Origin of the sequence: Flavobacterium sp. TMP13 (genome assembly GCF_050847115.1) — a bacterium.
GTDB lineage: Bacteria > Bacteroidota > Bacteroidia > Flavobacteriales > Flavobacteriaceae > Flavobacterium.
The window spans coordinates 3,123,624-3,141,002 of the sequence record NZ_CP193656.1 but is presented as its reverse complement, the minus strand read 5'-3'; the positions used below and the strand labels follow the sequence as shown (position 1 = coordinate 3,141,002).

Below are 17,379 nucleotides of genomic sequence, written 5' to 3'. Positions count from 1 at the left end.
ACTGTGTTTTATAAATTTTGAAATTGTCTGGCGATTTTTTCCGCTTTTTTTCCTTCCGTATAATCGTAGAATCCTTCTCCGGATTTAACGCCAAGCTTACCTGCACGAACCATATTTACTAATAAGGGACAAGGTGCATATTTTGGGTTTTTGAATCCGTCGTACATCACATTTAAAATGGCTAAGCATACATCTAAACCTATAAAATCGGCCAATTGTAAAGGGCCCATCGGATGTCCCATTCCGAGTTTCATAACCGTGTCAATTTCGTAAACTCCTGCCACCTTGTTATATACAGTTTCAATTGCTTCATTTAACATCGGCATTAAAATTCTGTTGGCAACAAAACCCGGATAATCATTTACTTCTACTGGCGTTTTTCCTAGTTTCTCAGCTAATTCCATGACAATTTGTGTCACTTCATCGCTAGTATTGTAACCACGAATAATTTCGACCAATTTCATAACAGGAACTGGGTTCATAAAATGCATTCCAATTACGCGCTCAGGATGCGAGACTACTGCGCCTATTTGAGTAATCGAAATTGACGAAGTATTAGTTGCTAATATCGTATTGTGTGAGCAACTTTCGTTTAATTCTTTAAAAATTTTCAACTTTAAATCAACGTTTTCTGTTGCAGCTTCTACCACTAAATCAACGCCAACAACACCATCTTTAATATCAGTATAGGTAATAATATTGGTAATGGTGTTAATTTTATCTTGTTGCGTAATAGTACCTTTTGCAATCATTCGATCGAGATTAGCAGCTATCGTATCCATTCCTTTATCTAATGATTTTTCGGAAACATCAATTAACTTGACCACAAAACCGCTTTGCGCGAAAGTATGTGCAATTCCATTTCCCATTGTTCCTGCTCCAATTACTGCTATTGTTTTCATTGTATATTTTATTTAAAATTAAAAAGTTTAAAGATTAAAGCCTCGCAAAAAGAACTTCAAGCCTTAAACTTTAAATTATTTTAGGAATTATTTTTTAAAGCAATCGATAATTTGATACGCCACTTTTAAAGCTTCTGTCGCCTGCTCTAATGTTACTACTGGCGTTGTATCTGTATTAATTGCGTTTGCAAAAGATTCTAACTCATCCAAAATCGCATTGTTTTGCATTACATCTGGATTGGTAAAGTAAATTTGTTTTTTGATTCCTTCAGCATTTTGCAAAATCATATCGAAATCGCCTGGACTCTCGGGTGCATCTTTCATTCGAACCACTTCACATTTTTTTTCTAAGAAATCAACTGAGATATAGGCGTCTCTCTGAAAAAAGCGAGTTTTACGCATATTTTTCATCGATATTCTACTAGCAGTTAAGTTAGCAACACAGCCATTTTCGAACTCGATTCGAGCATTTGCAATATCTGGAGTATCGCTGATAACCGAAACACCACTGGCATAAATATTTTTAACTTTTGACGGAATAACACTTAAAATAGCATCAATATCGTGAATCATTAAATCTAAAACGACAGGAACATCGGTACCGCGCGGATTAAATTCGGCCAAACGGTGGGTTTCAATAAACATCGGGTTATCGATCATTTCTTTAGTGGCCATAAAAGCAGGATTAAAGCGCTCTACATGACCAACTTGACCTTTTACATTGTATTCTTTGGATAGAGCTATAATTTCTTGAGCTTCTTCAAGCGTGTTTGAAATTGGTTTTTCTATAAAAATATGTTTTCCTGATTTTATCGCAACTTTAGCACATTTATAATGCGAAAGAGTGGGAGTTACAATGTCTATAACATCAACAGCGTGTATTAGTTTGGCAATGGTAGTAAAATTAGTGTAACCAAATTCTTTAGATATTTTTTCGGCATACTCTTGATTTTCGTCGTAAAAACCAACTAATTCGTATTGATCAGATTGTTGTAACAAACGCAAATGTATTTTACCAAGATGACCCGCACCTAACACTCCTACTTTTAGCATGATAGTATATTTTTAACAAAAATAGGGAATTCAAATTAAAATATAGAAAAATTGAATTGGATTTTGGCTTTTGCTTTTTGATTTTATTACCGCTATTTTTACCAAAATTTAAACCTCCAGCATTGAAAGATACCGCCAAACACCAAGGATTAAGAAATCAATTAGTAAAGACTTTACAACTAAAAGGAATTACAGATAAAGCGGTGTTAGAAGCGATTCGAAAAATACCAAGACACCTTTTTTTTGTGAACTCTAGCTTCGATGATTATGCGTATCAAGATATTGCTTTTCAGATTGCTGCAGGTCAAACTATTTCACAGCCTTACACCGTCGCTTTTCAATCGGAATTACTGCAAGTTAAAAAAGACCACAAGGTCCTGGAAATAGGAACTGGTTCTGGTTATCAAACGGCTATTTTGTACACATTGGGAGCAAAAGTATATAGTGTAGAACGCCAAAATGAGCTCTTTAAAACTACTTCGGTATTGCTTCCTAAGTTAGGAATTCGTCCTAAACACCTTTCTTATGGAGACGGTTATAAAGGTTTGCCGCTACATGCACCTTTTGATAGTATTATTGTTACTGCTGGCGCTCCATTTGTACCAAAACCTTTAATGGCACAATTAAAAATAGGAGGAAGGCTTGTTATTCCTTTAGGAGAAGATGTGCAAATTATGACGCTTTTAATTCGTAAGAATGAAACCCAGTTCGAAAAACATGAGTTTGGAGAGTTTCGTTTTGTCCCTTTATTAGAAGATCGAAATTAGATCGAAATTTTGCTAATTTTCTCGGCTTAAACGAATTAATTTTCTAAGATGGTACGGTACTTTGTGTAAACGCATATAAAGATCGATTTTATTTTAGAAAGGAAATTGAAAAACATTTTTTTTTTTTTGCTATAGTAATTCGCCTTTAAAAAAAGGAACTCCTATTTTAAATCTTATAGAAGTCTCTTTTTCTGTGTATTAAAAGTAATTTTAATCCAGTTCGTGCTTTTAATTATTTTGCAAAGACAAACTGTATGTTAGCGTTTCTTTTAGCTGTTGTGCGAAGTATTCTGTAAATTGAGCGTTATTATTTGAAAGTAAACTTTGCTCTAAAATGGCAATGTATTTTTCTTTGTTTAAGGAATCTCCCTTAATAATTGCAAGGTTAAGTTGATTTTGAAGTAAAATTAAATTCATTACCAACAATGCGATTTGATTGTTTCCATTGTGAAAAGGTAGAATAGTCATTAACTTTAAATGTGATTCTACAGCAAGTTCTATAATTGATAGTAGGTTTTTATTACTTTCAAACCATTTAAAAAATACTTCCATTTCCTGACACGCTACTTTATCCACATATTTTTCAGTTTGATCTGTTTGAAGACCGCGACTAACAAGTCCCTTTAATTGCAGCAACTCTTTCTCGGTAAAAGCGATTTTCCTCTGAACAATGTCTTTGCAAAACTGAACTGCTTCGTAGAAATTGATCACCTCTAAATGTTCTTGCATGGGTTTTCCGCCAATCGTTATTCCGTCGTTTATAACTAATTTAGTTTCTTCAAAATTTAAGGAGTTTCCATTTATTCTATTGCATTCAAACGTAAATTCTAACTCGGTTTGTTTAGTAATTCGTCGCAAATCAAATGGAGTGATTTTTTTAAATTGATCTTGTAAAACAGCAATTTCATCAAAGATAATTTGCAATGCAAAATTTGATTTTGGCTGGATAACACTAATTGTAAGGAGTTCTGCTTCTGCTAATTTTAAAGCTTTTAAACCTAGTGGTTCGCTTTTTATTTCGTTTAAAATTTTATCCTTAAGCCATAAAACCAATAGATCATCTGTATTTATTTCGAGTAGATTGGATAACTTTATAATTTGGTCTTTAGTTGGTTTTCTAGTGCCACTTTCAAATTTACTTATCAGTGCTTGATCAATTTTTGAAATCTGTGCCACTTCCCGTGTTTTTAACCCTTTTTGTTCGCGTGCATTTTTTAAAAGTAAATTCATATGCTGCAATGTTTAGTCTTGACTTATTTTGTCATAAATTTAAATAAAAAAAATGCAGTTCTTTAAAGAAGCTGCATTTTATATGATTTAAAACAATTAAAAAAGTCTTAATTATAAGCTTTTTTAATTCGATCTAAGTCTCTCTTAGTATCTTGCTCTTTTAAAGATTCTCTTTTATCGTACGTTTTCTTCCCTCGACAAAGACCAATTTGAAGTTTGGCTAAACCTTTTTCGTTAGTAAAAAGCTTTAAAGGCACGATGGTAAGTCCTTTGGCTTGAACACTTTTTTCCAAAGACTTTAATTCTTTTTTCTTTAAAAGCAATTTTCGCTCACTTCTTGATTTATGATTGAACTGATTTCCGAAAGCATATTCCTCTATATATGTGTTGATTGCAAATAGTTCGCTATTGCTAAATTCGCAAAAACTTTCGGTTATGTTTGCTTTACCTAATCGTATCGATTTAATTTCGGTTCCAGCTAAAACAATTCCAGCAGTATAAGTATCGATGATTTCATAATCAAATCGAGCTCTTTTATTTAATATGTTAACAGTTTTTTGCATAGTCCAACAAATTTAATAACAAAATAATGAAACCGCAATTGTTTTAGATGAAATGATATAAATTTGCCGAATGAAAAATAATCAGTCTAAAGATCCGTTGCACGGTATTACGCTACAAAAAATAGTAGAACAATTAGTCGGCTTTTATGGTTTTGATACATTAGCTGAAATAATTCCAGTTAAATGCTTTGCAACAAATCCTTCTGTAAAATCGAGTTTGACATTTTTGCGCAAAACCGATTGGGCACGTAAAAAAGTAGAAGAATTATATATTCAAGCGCTGTCTAAGTTTTAATTTAATTTATAAGAAATCATTATACCTCCTCGGTACGGAAGCCATTCGCCACTTTTATTCCAATTCTTAGTTCTTTCATATCTGCCAGGTGTTCCATCATTATAATACCCGTGATAAAAACCTTGATGCCAACCGCCACCAAAAAAGCAATCTAAATTAAATTTGTCGTTCAGTTTAACATTATAACCCACTGTAGCGCCAAGTCTATATCCAAAACCATCTTCATATAAATTTGTACCCCAATAATTCCATTTTTGAATTTCGTAGGTGTCAAATCCTGTATGAACTCCAACATATAAACCATCATATTTTTCCTTAAAATGGTAGCGGATTTCAGGTGTAAATGTATAAAATTTCATGGGATGGTGTCCGTCGAAAGATTTCCAAAAAGAAGCCATAACATCAAACTGAAAAGTTGTTTTTTCGCCAATGCTAGTTTCTATCGCAACATTCGGGATTAAAACTGCAGCAGTAAAAGCATTTGCTTTTATGTAAGTTTGACTTTGTAAGTTAACTGCAAAAAGTAGCAGTAAAAGAAGTAAGATTTTCTTCATAAGAATTTTGATGTTTTTTATAAAAACAAATTTTTAGGATTGGACTGCAAATATAACATAAAAGTCAAGTGAGGTTACTTACAGAATTACAATAATGAAATTTTAACAAGTTAAATCTATAGCAATCTTTTTTATTTATTTAATATCGAATAAACTACCGAATCAATAAACTCTCCATTATAATACTCATTTTCTTTAAAATGTGCTTCCTTTACAAATCCATTTTTTATAAGGACTTTTTCAGAAGCATCGTTTCTAGGGTCAATCACAGCTTCAATGGAATGTAATTTCATTTCTTCAAAACCATAAGTAACTAACCTTTGTAACGCTTCTGTCATGAATCCGTTACCATGATATTCAGGCAACAACATATAGCCAATTTCCGCCCGAAAATGTTCTGGCTGTATGCGATAATGTCCAGCTAAACCAATTAATTTGGTAGAGTTTTTAATTCTGATTGCCCAATTAATCCCTTCAAGTGCATTAATTTTTTCATCAATATTTGCAATGTGATCTAAAGCATCTTGCTCGGTTAGTATATAAGGTCTTGGAATAAATTTCATCGTTTCTGGATCGGAACGCAACCGAATAACTTCTGGGAAATCACTAGAAACAGTACGCGTAAAAATCAGTCGTTCGGATTCAAATTCTGGAAAAGGTTCAAAATTAAGTTGTAGCATTTTATAAAATTTCGATTGAAAATTGTGCAAGAAATTTAGCTCTTGAATTCAGTTTAATAATTCCTTCTTTTTTATCCAATTGTCCTGAATTATTGATGGTGTCAGCATATCCCAGCCAGGGCTCAATGCAAAGAAAGGGCGCTTTGTCTACAGTCCAAATACCTAGGCTTGGAAAATCGTTAAAACATACTTTTACATACGGTCTTTCATCTTCTAAAATCGTAATCGATTTAGACGCTAGTTGTTTAAAAATTAAAGCGTCATTTTTAAACAATTCGTAATTTAGATCTAAAGGATTTGTAGTAACGTCGATTTGCTTTGTCTTATTTGAAATTAAATTATTTTCTAATAAATAATGATTCAAAATTTCTGGTTTTTCAAATGCAATTGCATAGTTTTCAAAATTTTCTGAAAGGGCAATTGCAGGATGTGCTCCCACCGAAAAAAACAGTTCAGAGTCATTTCTGTTGATCACTTTGTAGGCAATTTTAATTGTAGACGCTGTTAAAGTATAGATAATTTGAAATTCGAATTGAAAAGGAAAAACTTCCAAAGTTTTTAAATTTGATTCGATAGAAAAAGTTGCACTTTCGCTGGATGAGGAGACCAATTTAAATTCCATTTCACGAGCAAAACCGTGTCTCGATAACGAATGCTCTTTGTCTTTATACGAATAGGTATCATTTTGTAAAGCACCAACTATCGGAAATAAAACAGGCGAATGTTTACCCCAAAAAACTGGATTTCCTTCCCATATGTATTCTTTATTAAGAGAATTTTTAAGTGAAATAAGTTCGGCACCCAAATGTTTTATAGTTGCGGAAATAGTAGAATTAGATAAAACGGTTATCACAATAATTGTTTTTTAATTTTAATACTGTAAAGATATTTGATAATCTAGTAGTTTTTAAAGCCATAGAGTAAAATATCTAATCTATAAAATTATCCTAAAATTGACTGATTCTTTTGAATAAAATTTCTTAAACACTATTTTTTTTCATTAATTTGCTAGTTAAACCTCTTTATCAAATGAAAAATTACAGTTGTAAAGGTCTTTTAACGATGGCCTTATTGTTTGCATTTTCCATGACTTGGGCGCAACAGGAATCTAAAGACGGAAAAGCATCCGAATCAAAATACAATTATCACGATGCTTTTGCTCCTGATTTTTATACTAAAAATGGTACTTCAACACGTTCTGCGAGCGGAAAACCGGGGCCAGAATATTGGCAAAATAGTGCCGATTATAAAATAAAAGTAAGATTAAATGGAGCAACAAACGAATTGGTTGCTACAGATGAAATTACTTATACCAATAATAGTCCAGACGCATTGTCTTTTGTTTGGATGAATTTAGAACAAAACTTATTTAAAGAAGATTCTCGCGGAAATGCAATTGTGCCACTTACGGGTAGTCGCAATGGCGCTCAGGGTCAGCTTTTTGATGGTGGATTTAAAATTAAGTCAGTAAAAGTAATTAGTGGCACTAAAAAACGATCTTCAGAACAAGAAGCAAAATTTGTTGTTTCTGACACCAGAATGCAAGTTTTTTTACCACAAGAATTGGCATCTAAAGGTGGAGTGGTAAAAATTAAGATCGAGTATTCTTTTATTTCTCCAAACGAAGGTTCAGATAGAATGGGAGTTTTAGAAACTAAGAACGGAAAAATATTCACCATGGCGCAGTGGTATCCACGCATGTGTGTATACGATGACGTAAGAGGTTGGAACACGATTCCTTACTTGGGAGCGTCTGAATTTTACTTGGAATATGGAACTTTTGATGTAGAAATTACAGCACCAGCCAACCATATTGTAGTAGGTTCTGGCGAGCTGCTTAATGCCTCTGAAGTACTTTCTTCAGAAGAACAAAAACGATACAATCAAGCAAAACAAAGTGATAAAACGGTACTGATTCGCTCTGCTGCCGAAGTTACTGCTAATGCTAGCGCTAAAATTTCTGGCGAGAAAACGTGGAAGTTTCAGATAAAAAATTCTCGTGATTTTTCATGGGCGTCTTCTGCTGCTTTTATATTTGATGGAGCACGAATTAATTTACCAAGCGGTAAAAAATCGTTAGCCTTATCTGTTTATCCTATAGAAAGTGAAGGTCAAGAAGCATGGGGACGTTCTACAGAATATACCAAAGGGTCAATTGAAAATTATTCTAAACGTTGGTTCGAATATCCGTATGCAACTGCAATAAATGTAGCTGGAAATGAGGGCGGAATGGAATATCCTGGTATTGTGTTTTGCAGCTGGGAGTCAAAAGGAGAAGATTTATGGGGAGTAACTGATCATGAATTTGGGCACATTTGGTTTCCGATGATTGTCGGTTCGAATGAACGCTTATTTGGCTGGATGGATGAAGGTTTTAATACATTCATCAACTCTATAAGTTCAGCTGACTTTAATAATGGAGAATACAAAGAAACGCCAAGAGACAATCATAAAATGGCAGAAGCATTTACAGGTTCAACCTTAGAAACCGTTTTTAGCTCCCCTGATAATATGAAGGAAGCGAACATCGGAATGTTATTGTACTACAAGCCAAGCACCGGCCTTTCTATTTTAAGAGAACAAATTTTAGGCGAAGAGCGTTTTGATACTGCTTTTAGAGAATACATCAAACGTTGGGCGTACAAACACCCAACTCCTGATGATTTTTTCAGAACTATGGAAAATGTTGCAGGCGAAGATTTAGGATGGTTTTGGAGGGGTTGGTTTCTTAATAATTGGCGTTTAGATCAAGGTATTACTGGTATTAAATATGTAAAAAATGATCCAAGCCAAGGGGTTATTATTGATATTGAAAATAATGATAAAATGGTGATGCCTTTTGTTTTAGAAGTAAAAACAAAAAGCGGAAAACTGTCAAGAATTAAATTACCTATTGAAGTTTGGCAACGCAACAACGAATGGTCATTTAAACATGAATCTACTGAAGAAATTGAAAGTATTACTGTAGATCCAGATCACGCTTTTCCAGACTACAATGATTCAAATAACGTTTGGAAAGTAGGAACAGGAAAAATAGAAAAAGATCTAATTTTAGACGATTATTTGGGCGTATATTCTAGTAAAAAAGCACCAATAAAAATTACATTTTCAGATAAAAATAGTACTTTAAATGTAAGCATAACCGATTATCCTAGTTTCACAGCTGCCCCAGTAAACGATCAAAAAGATACCTTTGAATCGAAAAGAGCAGGTTTGAAGTTTGAATTTAATAGTACTAAAACAGCATTAAATATGATTACAAGCGACGGACAATCCATTTCCTTTGCAAAAGAATAGACTCTTTTACCGATTAAATTAAACCGAAAAGCCTCAAACATTGTTTGAGGCTTTTTTTATAACATTGCATTAAAAAATTGTTACAAACACTTCATTAAATAGTTGGTTTAAATAAATATTGTACATTTGCATCAATGAATAAAATAAGTTTACATATAACTTTTACGTCACGGACAAACTTTTCTGCAACTTCACCCGAAGTACGGATGCTATTAGTATAGTATTCATTAGAGTTTTCGTTTTGTATTTACTTATATTCATTTTCATTTTGAAATTCCCTCAGTTATTCTCTGGATTAATGTATCCCAAAAGCATCATTTGTTTTTTAAAATCAAAAAGTCAACTTTTTGATCTAGAATACTTTGTGTTTAAATTTTTCGTTTCTATTGATTTTGCCTTCGGAATTTCTCATAAATATTTTTTAAATTTTTTAACCTTTAACTTCAACTATTGAAATGAAGATCTCTATTGTTGTTACACAAGAAGAACATTATACATACGCACAAGAAATATGCGATACCATAGAATCGTCTGCTTTGTTGAGAGGTACAGGGATTGCTAAACGTACTCCTGAATACATACAAAAGAAAATGGCTAATGGCGATGCCGTAATTGCTTTAAATGGAGAAAAATTTGCTGGTTTTTGTTATATCGAAAGCTGGGAGCATGGCAAGTTCGTAGCACATTCTGGTTTAATTGTGCACCCAGATTTTAGAAAGTTAGGACTAGCGAAAAAAATTAAAACGAAGGTATTTGAATATTCGTTAAAAAAATATCCTGGAGCAAAGGTATTTGGCATCACAACTGGCTTGGCAGTTATGAAAATCAATTCAGATTTAGGATACAAGCCAGTTCCGTATTCAGAACTTACAAGCGATCCTACTTTTTGGGCAGGTTGTCAAACGTGCACTAATTTCGAAATATTAAAAAGTAAAGACTACAAAATGTGTTTGTGCACCGGTATGCTTTATGATCCAAATGAAAAACCAAAAAATCCACCAAGACATCCTTTTAATGAAGCAGTTTTGAGTAGATTAAAAAAAATTAAACAAGCTTTGTTTTTAGATAAAATACTAGCATTTAATTTTTTATCCTAAGTAGAAACATTAAAATAAATTTTAAACTTGCTACACATGATAGCGTAGCCTTAAATTATAAAAAATGAAAAAAGTTGTATTGGCTTATAGCGGAGGTTTAGACACTTCATATTGCTTGAAATATCTGAAGAATGAAAAAGGATATGAAGTACACACTGTACTTGTAAATACCGGTGGTTTTGATGATGAAGAATTAACAGCTATTGAAGAAAGAGCCTACGAATTAGGAAGCGCCAAGCATGCAAGTTTAAACATCATAGATAAGTACTACGATAAAGCGATTAAATATTTAATTTTTGGAAATGTATTAAAAAATAATACTTACCCTTTATCTGTAAGTGCAGAGCGCGTTTTTCAGGCAATTGAAGCCATTAAATATGCAAAATCTGTTGGAGCAAGCGCGATTGCCCACGGAAGTACTGGTGCTGGAAATGATCAAATTCGTTTTGATTTAATTTTTCAAACCATTGCTCCCGAAATCGAAATCATCACTCCAATTAGAGATTTAAAATTATCAAGACAAGAAGAGGTAGATTATCTATCTAAAAATGGTGTTCACTATTCTTGGGAAAAAGCGCAATATTCTATAAACAAAGGACTTTGGGGAACAAGCGTTGGTGGAAAAGAAACACTTACCTCAAACCAATCGTTACCAAGCGAAGCTTATCCATCACAATTGCAAAAAGAAGGTGAAGAAAAAGTGACTTTGCAATTTGAAAAAGGGCAATTAGTAGCAGTAAACGGTGTGGCTGATAAACCTTCAAACAACATTGTAACTTTAGAAAAATTGGCTAATGCTTACGCAATTGGTAGAGATACTCACGTTGGAGATACCATTATCGGTATTAAAGGTCGAGTTGGCTTTGAAGCAGCTGCTCCTTTAATCATAATTAAAGCACACCATTTACTAGAAAAACATACGTTAGGGAAATGGCAACAATATTGGAAAGAACAACTAGGAAACTGGTACGGAATGTTATTTCATGAAGGTCAATTTTTGGATCCTGTAATGAGAAACATCGAGACGTTTTTAGAAGATACCCAAAAGACAGTAAACGGAAATGTAATTGTATCCTTGAAACCGTATCACTTTTCGCTAGACGGAATTGAATCTGAAAACGATTTGATGACAAATAGCTTTGGTCAATACGGAGAAATGAACAATGCTTGGACATCTGATGATGCAAAAGGATTTATTAAAATTCTTGGAAACGCACAAAATATATTTTCATCAGTAAACAATGAAACTTACGAATAATATTAAATGAAAAAATTAGCCACAGATTACGTTCATATAAAGCGTAAATCTTTTTAATCCATGTAATCTGTGGCTATAAATTTTTAAAAATTAAGATTATGATTAATATTGGAATAATTGGTGGTTCGGGTTACACAGCAGGAGAGTTAATTCGAATTCTGATGTTTCACCCAAATGCCAAATTAGATTTTGTATACAGCACAACAAATGCAGGAAAACCACTCTCTGTAGCGCATCAAGATTTGATGGGCGACATTGAAATGAACTTTACCGATAAAATAAACCCAAATGTAAACGTTCTTTTCTTGTGTTTAGGTCATGGAAAATCGATTTCTTTCTTAGAGCATAATAAATTTTCTGATGCAACTAGAATTATAGATTTAGGAAATGATTTTCGTTTACTAAAAGACAAAGAGTTTAATGGAAAATCTTTTGTTTACGGATTGCCTGAATTGAATAAAGAGGCCATTAAAAATGCAAATTATATCGCTAATCCCGGTTGTTTTGCAACTGCAATTCAATTGGCTTTATTGCCTTTGGCAAAAGACAATCTACTTTCTGAAGATGTACACATTAATGCAACTACAGGAAGCACTGGAGCTGGAGTTGGACTATCGGCTACCTCTCATTTCAGCTGGAGAAACAATAATTTCTCACATTACAAAGCTTTTGAGCACCAGCATTTGGGCGAAATCAACCAAAGTATCAATCAATTGCAAGAATCATATTCAAGTGAATTAATTTTTGTGCCAAATAGAGGTGATTTTCCAAGAGGAATTTTTGCTACTTTATACACAAAAAGTGAAGAAAGTTTAGAAGATTTAGTTGAAAAATATGAAGCATTTTATAAAGACCAACCATTTGTAACCGTTACCACTACAAACATCAACATGAAGCAAGTGGTGCAAACGAACAAGTGTATTATAAGTTTAATGAAAAAAGGGAACCGGGTCTTAATTACATCAATTATTGATAACTTAAGCAAAGGCGCTTCTGGTCAAGCCGTACAAAACATGAATTTAATGTTTGGACTAGATGAAACAACAGGATTGCATTTGAAACCAAGTGGGTTTTAATCCCCCTAACCCCCGAAGGGGGAACATTAAACAGTATCAATAAAACTAGTTTATAAAAATTATATCTAATTTTAAAATCAACACCCCCCGTTGCAAATTATTTCCCCCTCCTTTGGAGGGGGTTAGGGGGAGGAAAACATGAACTTATTCGACGTTTACCCATTATATCCTATTACGCCTGTAAAAGCGCTAGATTGTACGATTACAGATGACAAAGGAATTGAATATTTAGATTTGTACTCCGGACATGGTGTAATTTCTATCGGACATACGCAACCTTACTATGTTGCAAAAGTAAAAGAACAACTGGATAATTTAAGTTTTTACTCTAATGCGATCCAAAATCCATTGCAAGTAGAACTGGCTGAAAAATTAGGAAAAGCTTCAGGCTTGACTGATTTTAGCTTATTTCTTTGTAGCTCTGGCGCAGAGGCGAACGAAAATGCATTGAAAGTCGCTTCTTTTCATACTGGAAAATCAAGAGTTATTGCTTTTCAAAATTCTTTCCACGGAAGAACTTCGGCAGCAGTTGCAGTAACAGATAATAAGAAAATAGTTGCGCCAATTAATGCACAGCAAGTAGTTACTTTTTTACCATTGAATCAAATTGATTTGGTAGAAGCAGAGCTAAAAAAAGGAGATGTCTGTTGTGTGATCATCGAGCCAATTCAAGGCGTTGGTGGATTAGACCAAGGAACAACCGAGTTTTTTCAGGCATTAGAAAAAGTTTGTAAAGCCAATGCTGTGGTCTTGATTTTAGATGAAGTACAATCGGGTTACGGAAGAAGCGGAAAGTTTTTTGCATTTCAACACCATGGAATCAATCCTGATATTGTAACCACTGCCAAAGGAATGGGGAATGGTTTTCCGATCGGAGGCGTTCTGATTTCTCCAAAATTTGAAGCAAGTTATGGTTTGTTAGGAACTACTTTTGGCGGAAGTCATTTGGCTTGCGCAGCTGGAATTGCAGTTTTGGATGTGATGGCAGAACAAAATTTGATGGCGAATGCCATTAAAGTTTCAGATTATTTTATGGAAGCGATCAAAGTAGTTCCTGAAATTATAAAAGTAAAAGGAAGAGGACTGATGCTTGGGGTTGAATTTGACTTTGACGTGAGTGCTTTGAGAAAGAAAATGATTATCGAAAAACATATTTTTACAGGTGGCGCGAACAATAAAAACTTATTGAGAATTCTTCCTCCTTTGACGATAACTACTCAAGCTATTGATACATTTATTGTAGCGTTGCAAGAGTCCTTGGCTGAGTTGAAATAGTGTTGAAATTTGTAGCATAGCGGCTATTGTTTGTACACGAATATAAAAAGATTTTGTAATTATTAAAAAATTAATCGACGTCATGGTTTTGACAAAGATTGGTTTGCGTGAGGGATAGCAGTGGAGCTCTTTTTATAATTAGCATTTTTTGCTAATTATAAAAAAGCGGGAACGAATAGCCCGGCCCGCCTTTTTCGGCGGGACACGCCCAAAATTAATTAACTAAAAAACAATGAATACAATACTTCCAATTGAAAAAAGAAATGCGGTTTTACTTAAAATGGCAGATTTATTAGAGCAAGAAAGGGCTGTTTTGAAAAGTATCAATCAGCAGGATTTAGCCAATTATTCTGGTGCCGATTTGGCTATGGAAAAACGGCTGTTGGTCGATGACGCCAAAGTTGATGGTATGATACTTTCATTGCAACAATTGGCAAGTCAAGAAGATCCTGTTGGTCAAGTTCGTTTTAATTTTACCCATGAAAACGGAATGAAGATCAGCAATAAAACGGCTGCATTTGGGACGATTCTAATTATATATGAATCTAGACCAGACGTTACTGTTGAAGCTGGGGGAATTGCATTTAAGTCAGGAAATAAAATTTTATTAAAAGGCGGAAAGGAATCTATTTTATCGAATCAAAAGATTGTCAGCCTTTGGCATGAAGCGCTAAAGACTACTGTTATATCTACAGAATGGGTAGAGTATTTGAATTACGACAGAGCGCAAACGCAAGAATTTTTAGAAAATCCAACGCAAAAGGTAGATTTAATTGTACCTCGCGGTGGTGAAAAATTAATTGAATTTACCAAAAAACACGCAACTTGTCCAGTAATCGTTAGCGGTCGAGGAAATAATTTTGTGTATGTCAATGCAGATGCAGATTTACAAAAAGCATTGGCCATTATAATTAATGGTAAAACATCAAATATATCTGTTTGCAATGCTTTAGACAAAGTATTAATTGACACTAATGTACCGAATTGGGAAATTTTTGCTAAACAATTAGTTACTGAATTACAATTATTCGATGTGACAGTTTTGGGTGATGAATCCATTGCGAGAGTAACCGGCGTTAAAGCGATTGAAAGTGATTTGATTTGGTATGAAGAGTTTTTAGATTATAAAATTGTAATTGGAACTGTAGACGGAAATCCGGAAGCTATTTCAAAAATCAATAAATATTGCGGCGGACATTCGGCATCAATAATAACCAGAAGTGATGCTTCAGCACAGCAATTTATGGAAAACGTAGATGCATCGTCGGTTTATCACAATGCTTCGACTCGTTTTACCGATGGCGGACAGTTTGGTTTGGGTGGCGAGTTAGCCATAAGTACCGACAAATTGCACCAGCGTGGACCAATTGGTTTGCAACACTTGGTGACTAATAAATGGTACATTTATGGCGATGGACAAATAAGATAGTGTGCAGATTTTAATGTGCAGTCGATAATAAACTGGTTATAGATTTAATAAAACATAGAACCGTATTAAATTAGCGTCTTAGAGACTTTATAAAAATGGCTAAAAAAAGAATACTATTAAAAATTGGAAGTAATACTTTAACCAAGGAAACCAATCATATATCCAGAGGAAAGGTGGAAGATATTGGTGTGCAAATTGCTGCTTTAGGCGATGAGTATGAATTTATAATTGTAAGTTCTGGTGCGATTGCTGCAGCAAAACAGTTTGTAAAACTTGAAAGTAAAGGCAAAGAAATTGTTGTAAAACAAGCACTTGCCTCCATTGGACAACCACACCTAATGCGAATTTTTCACGAAAATTTCTCGGATTTGGGTTTGCTTACTTCACAATGTTTACTTTCATATTCTGATTTCGAAAAAGTACAATCTAAGGTAAATATTGTCAATACTATAAATGTTTTGGTTGAGAACAATTATATTCCGATTATCAATGAGAATGACACGGTGGCAACCGATGAAATTCAGTTTGGTGACAATGATAAATTAGCCGCTTTAGCTGCCGTTTTATTAAAGGTTGATATTTTAATAATTGCAACGAATACTAATGGAATTTACACTAAAGCTTCTATACACAATGAAGTACCAGAAACTATTTTAATAGTGGAAGACTTAACTAGCTTAGCCAACGAAGTAGGTGATTCAAAATCATCTCACGGAACAGGAGGAATGCAATCAAAAATTGAAGCAGCAGCTATTGCCAAAGCGGCACATATAGAAACATGGGTTGTCAATGGTTTAAACGACAACTTTATTTTACAAGCATTAGAAAACAAAATCCCTTTTACAAAAATAGTATAACGATGAACTATATTTCTATTCAAAACATCGACTCATTAGAAAAATGGGTAAAAAGTGCCTTGAAGATAAAAAGCAATCCACTTAAAAACAAAAAGCTTGGTAAAAACAAAACCTTAGGGATGTTATTTTTTAATCCAAGTTTGCGAACGCGATTGAGTACGCAAAAGGCTGCGATGAACTTAGGCATGAACGTCATGATAATGAATTTTACCAACGAAGGTTGGACATTAGAATTCGAAGATGGAACGATCATGAATCAAGGTGCGTCGGAGCACATTCGCGAAGCTGCAGAAGTAGTTTCTCAGTTCTGTGACATTATCGCCATCAGGTCTTTTGCGGGTTTGATTGACAAAGAGAAAGACAATGCCGAAATGGTTTTGAGCGGATTTGCAAAATTTGCCACGGTGCCAATTGTAAACATGGAAAGCGCTGTGGGACATCCACTGCAATCTTTGGCAGATGCCATAACTATGGAAGAATTTAAAACCCCGCACAGGCCGAAAGTTGTTTTGTCTTGGGCGCCACATCCAAGGGCTTTGCCTCAGGCTGTCGCCAATTCTTTTGTTGAAATGATGCAAAAGCAAGAAAAAATGGATTTTGTAATTACCCATCCCGAGGGTTACGAATTAAACCCAGAGATAACTAAAGATTCCAAAATCGAGTACGACCAAAACAAAGCCTTTGAAAATGCTGATTTTGTCTATGTTAAGAATTGGAGTAATTACAACGAGTACGGTTCTGTAACCAACATGGATCCAAATTGGACAGTCACTTCCGAAAAAATGGCGTTGACGAACAACGGAAAATTCATGCACTGTTTGCCGGTGCGTCGTAACGTAATTGTTGCTGATGAAGTGATCGATAGCGAAAATTCGGTAGTAATTCAGCAAGCCAATAACAGAACCTATTCTGCGCAGTTGGTATTGCAAAAGATATTGAAGAAAATGTAATTAGCGTTACAAAGCCATAAAGTTTCAGAGAAAAAGGCTTAGAAGTCTTATATAAAACCGCTGCTGCTTTATTGCTTTGTTCCTTTGAATCTAAAA

General features: G+C 34.1%; 17 protein-coding genes. 10 read left to right on the top strand and 7 right to left on the bottom strand.

Annotated elements, in window-relative coordinates:
* Positions 1-8: 8 nt before the first annotated feature.
* Both ACRASX_RS13615 and ACRASX_RS13610 read right to left on the bottom strand, forming a co-directional pair.
* The gene (locus ACRASX_RS13615; RefSeq protein ID WP_432221621.1) at positions 9-902 is read right to left on the bottom strand and encodes a 3-hydroxyacyl-CoA dehydrogenase family protein; all 894 of its coding nucleotides are present in this window, start codon (positions 900-902) and stop codon (positions 9-11) included.
* Positions 903-989: 87 nt separating this feature from the next.
* Positions 990-1,955, bottom strand: a complete 966-nt coding sequence (locus ACRASX_RS13610; protein ID WP_066309000.1) for a Gfo/Idh/MocA family protein — start codon at positions 1,953-1,955, stop codon at positions 990-992.
* A gap of 122 nt (positions 1,956-2,077) precedes the next feature.
* Between ACRASX_RS13610 and ACRASX_RS13605 the strand changes: the two genes are divergently transcribed.
* Entirely contained in the window at positions 2,078-2,722 is a 645-nt protein-coding gene (locus tag ACRASX_RS13605) for a protein-L-isoaspartate(D-aspartate) O-methyltransferase (protein WP_432221620.1), read from the top strand.
* 228 nt (positions 2,723-2,950) lie between these two features.
* Here the strand turns inward: ACRASX_RS13605 and ACRASX_RS13600 are convergent, their stop codons facing one another.
* A complete protein-coding gene (locus ACRASX_RS13600; RefSeq protein WP_432221619.1) occupies positions 2,951-3,952 on the bottom strand; it encodes a helix-turn-helix domain-containing protein in 1,002 nt (333 codons plus the stop codon).
* 107 nt (positions 3,953-4,059) lie between these two features.
* On the bottom strand, positions 4,060-4,515 hold the full coding sequence (smpB, locus tag ACRASX_RS13595; protein ID WP_066309003.1) for an SsrA-binding protein SmpB: 456 nt from the start codon (positions 4,513-4,515) through the stop codon (positions 4,060-4,062).
* Between the two features lie 70 nt (positions 4,516-4,585).
* On the opposite strand from smpB, the gene ACRASX_RS13590 reads away from it, so the two are divergent.
* The gene (locus ACRASX_RS13590) at positions 4,586-4,810 is read left to right on the top strand and encodes a VF530 family DNA-binding protein (protein WP_432221618.1); all 225 of its coding nucleotides are present in this window, start codon (positions 4,586-4,588) and stop codon (positions 4,808-4,810) included.
* Here ACRASX_RS13590 and ACRASX_RS13585 read toward each other — a convergent pair.
* The 3 genes from ACRASX_RS13585 to ACRASX_RS13575 form a co-directional block, all read right to left on the bottom strand.
* The gene (locus ACRASX_RS13585; protein ID WP_432221617.1) at positions 4,807-5,364 is read right to left on the bottom strand and encodes a DUF3575 domain-containing protein; all 558 of its coding nucleotides are present in this window, start codon (positions 5,362-5,364) and stop codon (positions 4,807-4,809) included. The genes ACRASX_RS13590 and ACRASX_RS13585 overlap by 4 nt on opposite strands.
* Before the next feature lie 131 nt (positions 5,365-5,495).
* Positions 5,496-6,044 (bottom strand): GNAT family N-acetyltransferase, encoded by a 549-nt coding sequence (locus ACRASX_RS13580; RefSeq protein ID WP_432221616.1) that lies wholly within the window; start codon positions 6,042-6,044, stop codon positions 5,496-5,498.
* Position 6,045: 1 nt separating this feature from the next.
* Positions 6,046-6,897, bottom strand: coding sequence for an aldose 1-epimerase family protein (locus ACRASX_RS13575; protein ID WP_432221615.1), 852 nt, complete (start codon positions 6,895-6,897; stop codon positions 6,046-6,048).
* 176 nt (positions 6,898-7,073) lie between these two features.
* On the opposite strand from ACRASX_RS13575, the gene ACRASX_RS13570 reads away from it, so the two are divergent.
* The 8 genes from ACRASX_RS13570 (at position 7,074) to ACRASX_RS13535 (ending at position 17,283) form a co-directional block, all read left to right on the top strand.
* Positions 7,074-9,341, top strand: coding sequence for a M1 family metallopeptidase (locus tag ACRASX_RS13570; RefSeq protein ID WP_432221614.1), 2,268 nt, complete (start codon positions 7,074-7,076; stop codon positions 9,339-9,341).
* 455 nt (positions 9,342-9,796) lie between these two features.
* The gene (locus ACRASX_RS13565; protein WP_432221613.1) at positions 9,797-10,438 is read left to right on the top strand and encodes a GNAT family N-acetyltransferase; all 642 of its coding nucleotides are present in this window, start codon (positions 9,797-9,799) and stop codon (positions 10,436-10,438) included.
* A gap of 64 nt (positions 10,439-10,502) precedes the next feature.
* Complete coding sequence (locus tag ACRASX_RS13560; RefSeq protein WP_432221612.1) at positions 10,503-11,696, top strand: argininosuccinate synthase; 1,194 nt, start codon at positions 10,503-10,505, stop codon at positions 11,694-11,696.
* 98 nt (positions 11,697-11,794) lie between these two features.
* Positions 11,795-12,772 carry an N-acetyl-gamma-glutamyl-phosphate reductase gene (gene argC / locus ACRASX_RS13555; protein ID WP_432221611.1) on the top strand — a complete coding sequence of 326 codons (978 nt, stop codon included), beginning with the start codon at positions 11,795-11,797 and terminating at the stop codon, positions 12,770-12,772.
* Positions 12,773-12,910: 138 nt separating this feature from the next.
* Positions 12,911-14,047 carry an aspartate aminotransferase family protein gene (locus ACRASX_RS13550; RefSeq protein ID WP_432221610.1) on the top strand — a complete coding sequence of 379 codons (1,137 nt, stop codon included), beginning with the start codon at positions 12,911-12,913 and terminating at the stop codon, positions 14,045-14,047.
* Between the two features lie 232 nt (positions 14,048-14,279).
* On the top strand, positions 14,280-15,476 hold the full coding sequence (locus ACRASX_RS13545) for a glutamate-5-semialdehyde dehydrogenase (RefSeq protein WP_432221609.1): 1,197 nt from the start codon (positions 14,280-14,282) through the stop codon (positions 15,474-15,476).
* 95 nt (positions 15,477-15,571) lie between these two features.
* Entirely contained in the window at positions 15,572-16,333 is a 762-nt protein-coding gene (gene proB, locus ACRASX_RS13540; RefSeq protein WP_432221608.1) for a glutamate 5-kinase, read from the top strand.
* Between the two features lie 2 nt (positions 16,334-16,335).
* Positions 16,336-17,283 carry an N-acetylornithine carbamoyltransferase gene (locus tag ACRASX_RS13535; protein WP_432221607.1) on the top strand — a complete coding sequence of 316 codons (948 nt, stop codon included), beginning with the start codon at positions 16,336-16,338 and terminating at the stop codon, positions 17,281-17,283.
* The last annotated feature ends 96 nt before the right edge of the window (positions 17,284-17,379 follow it).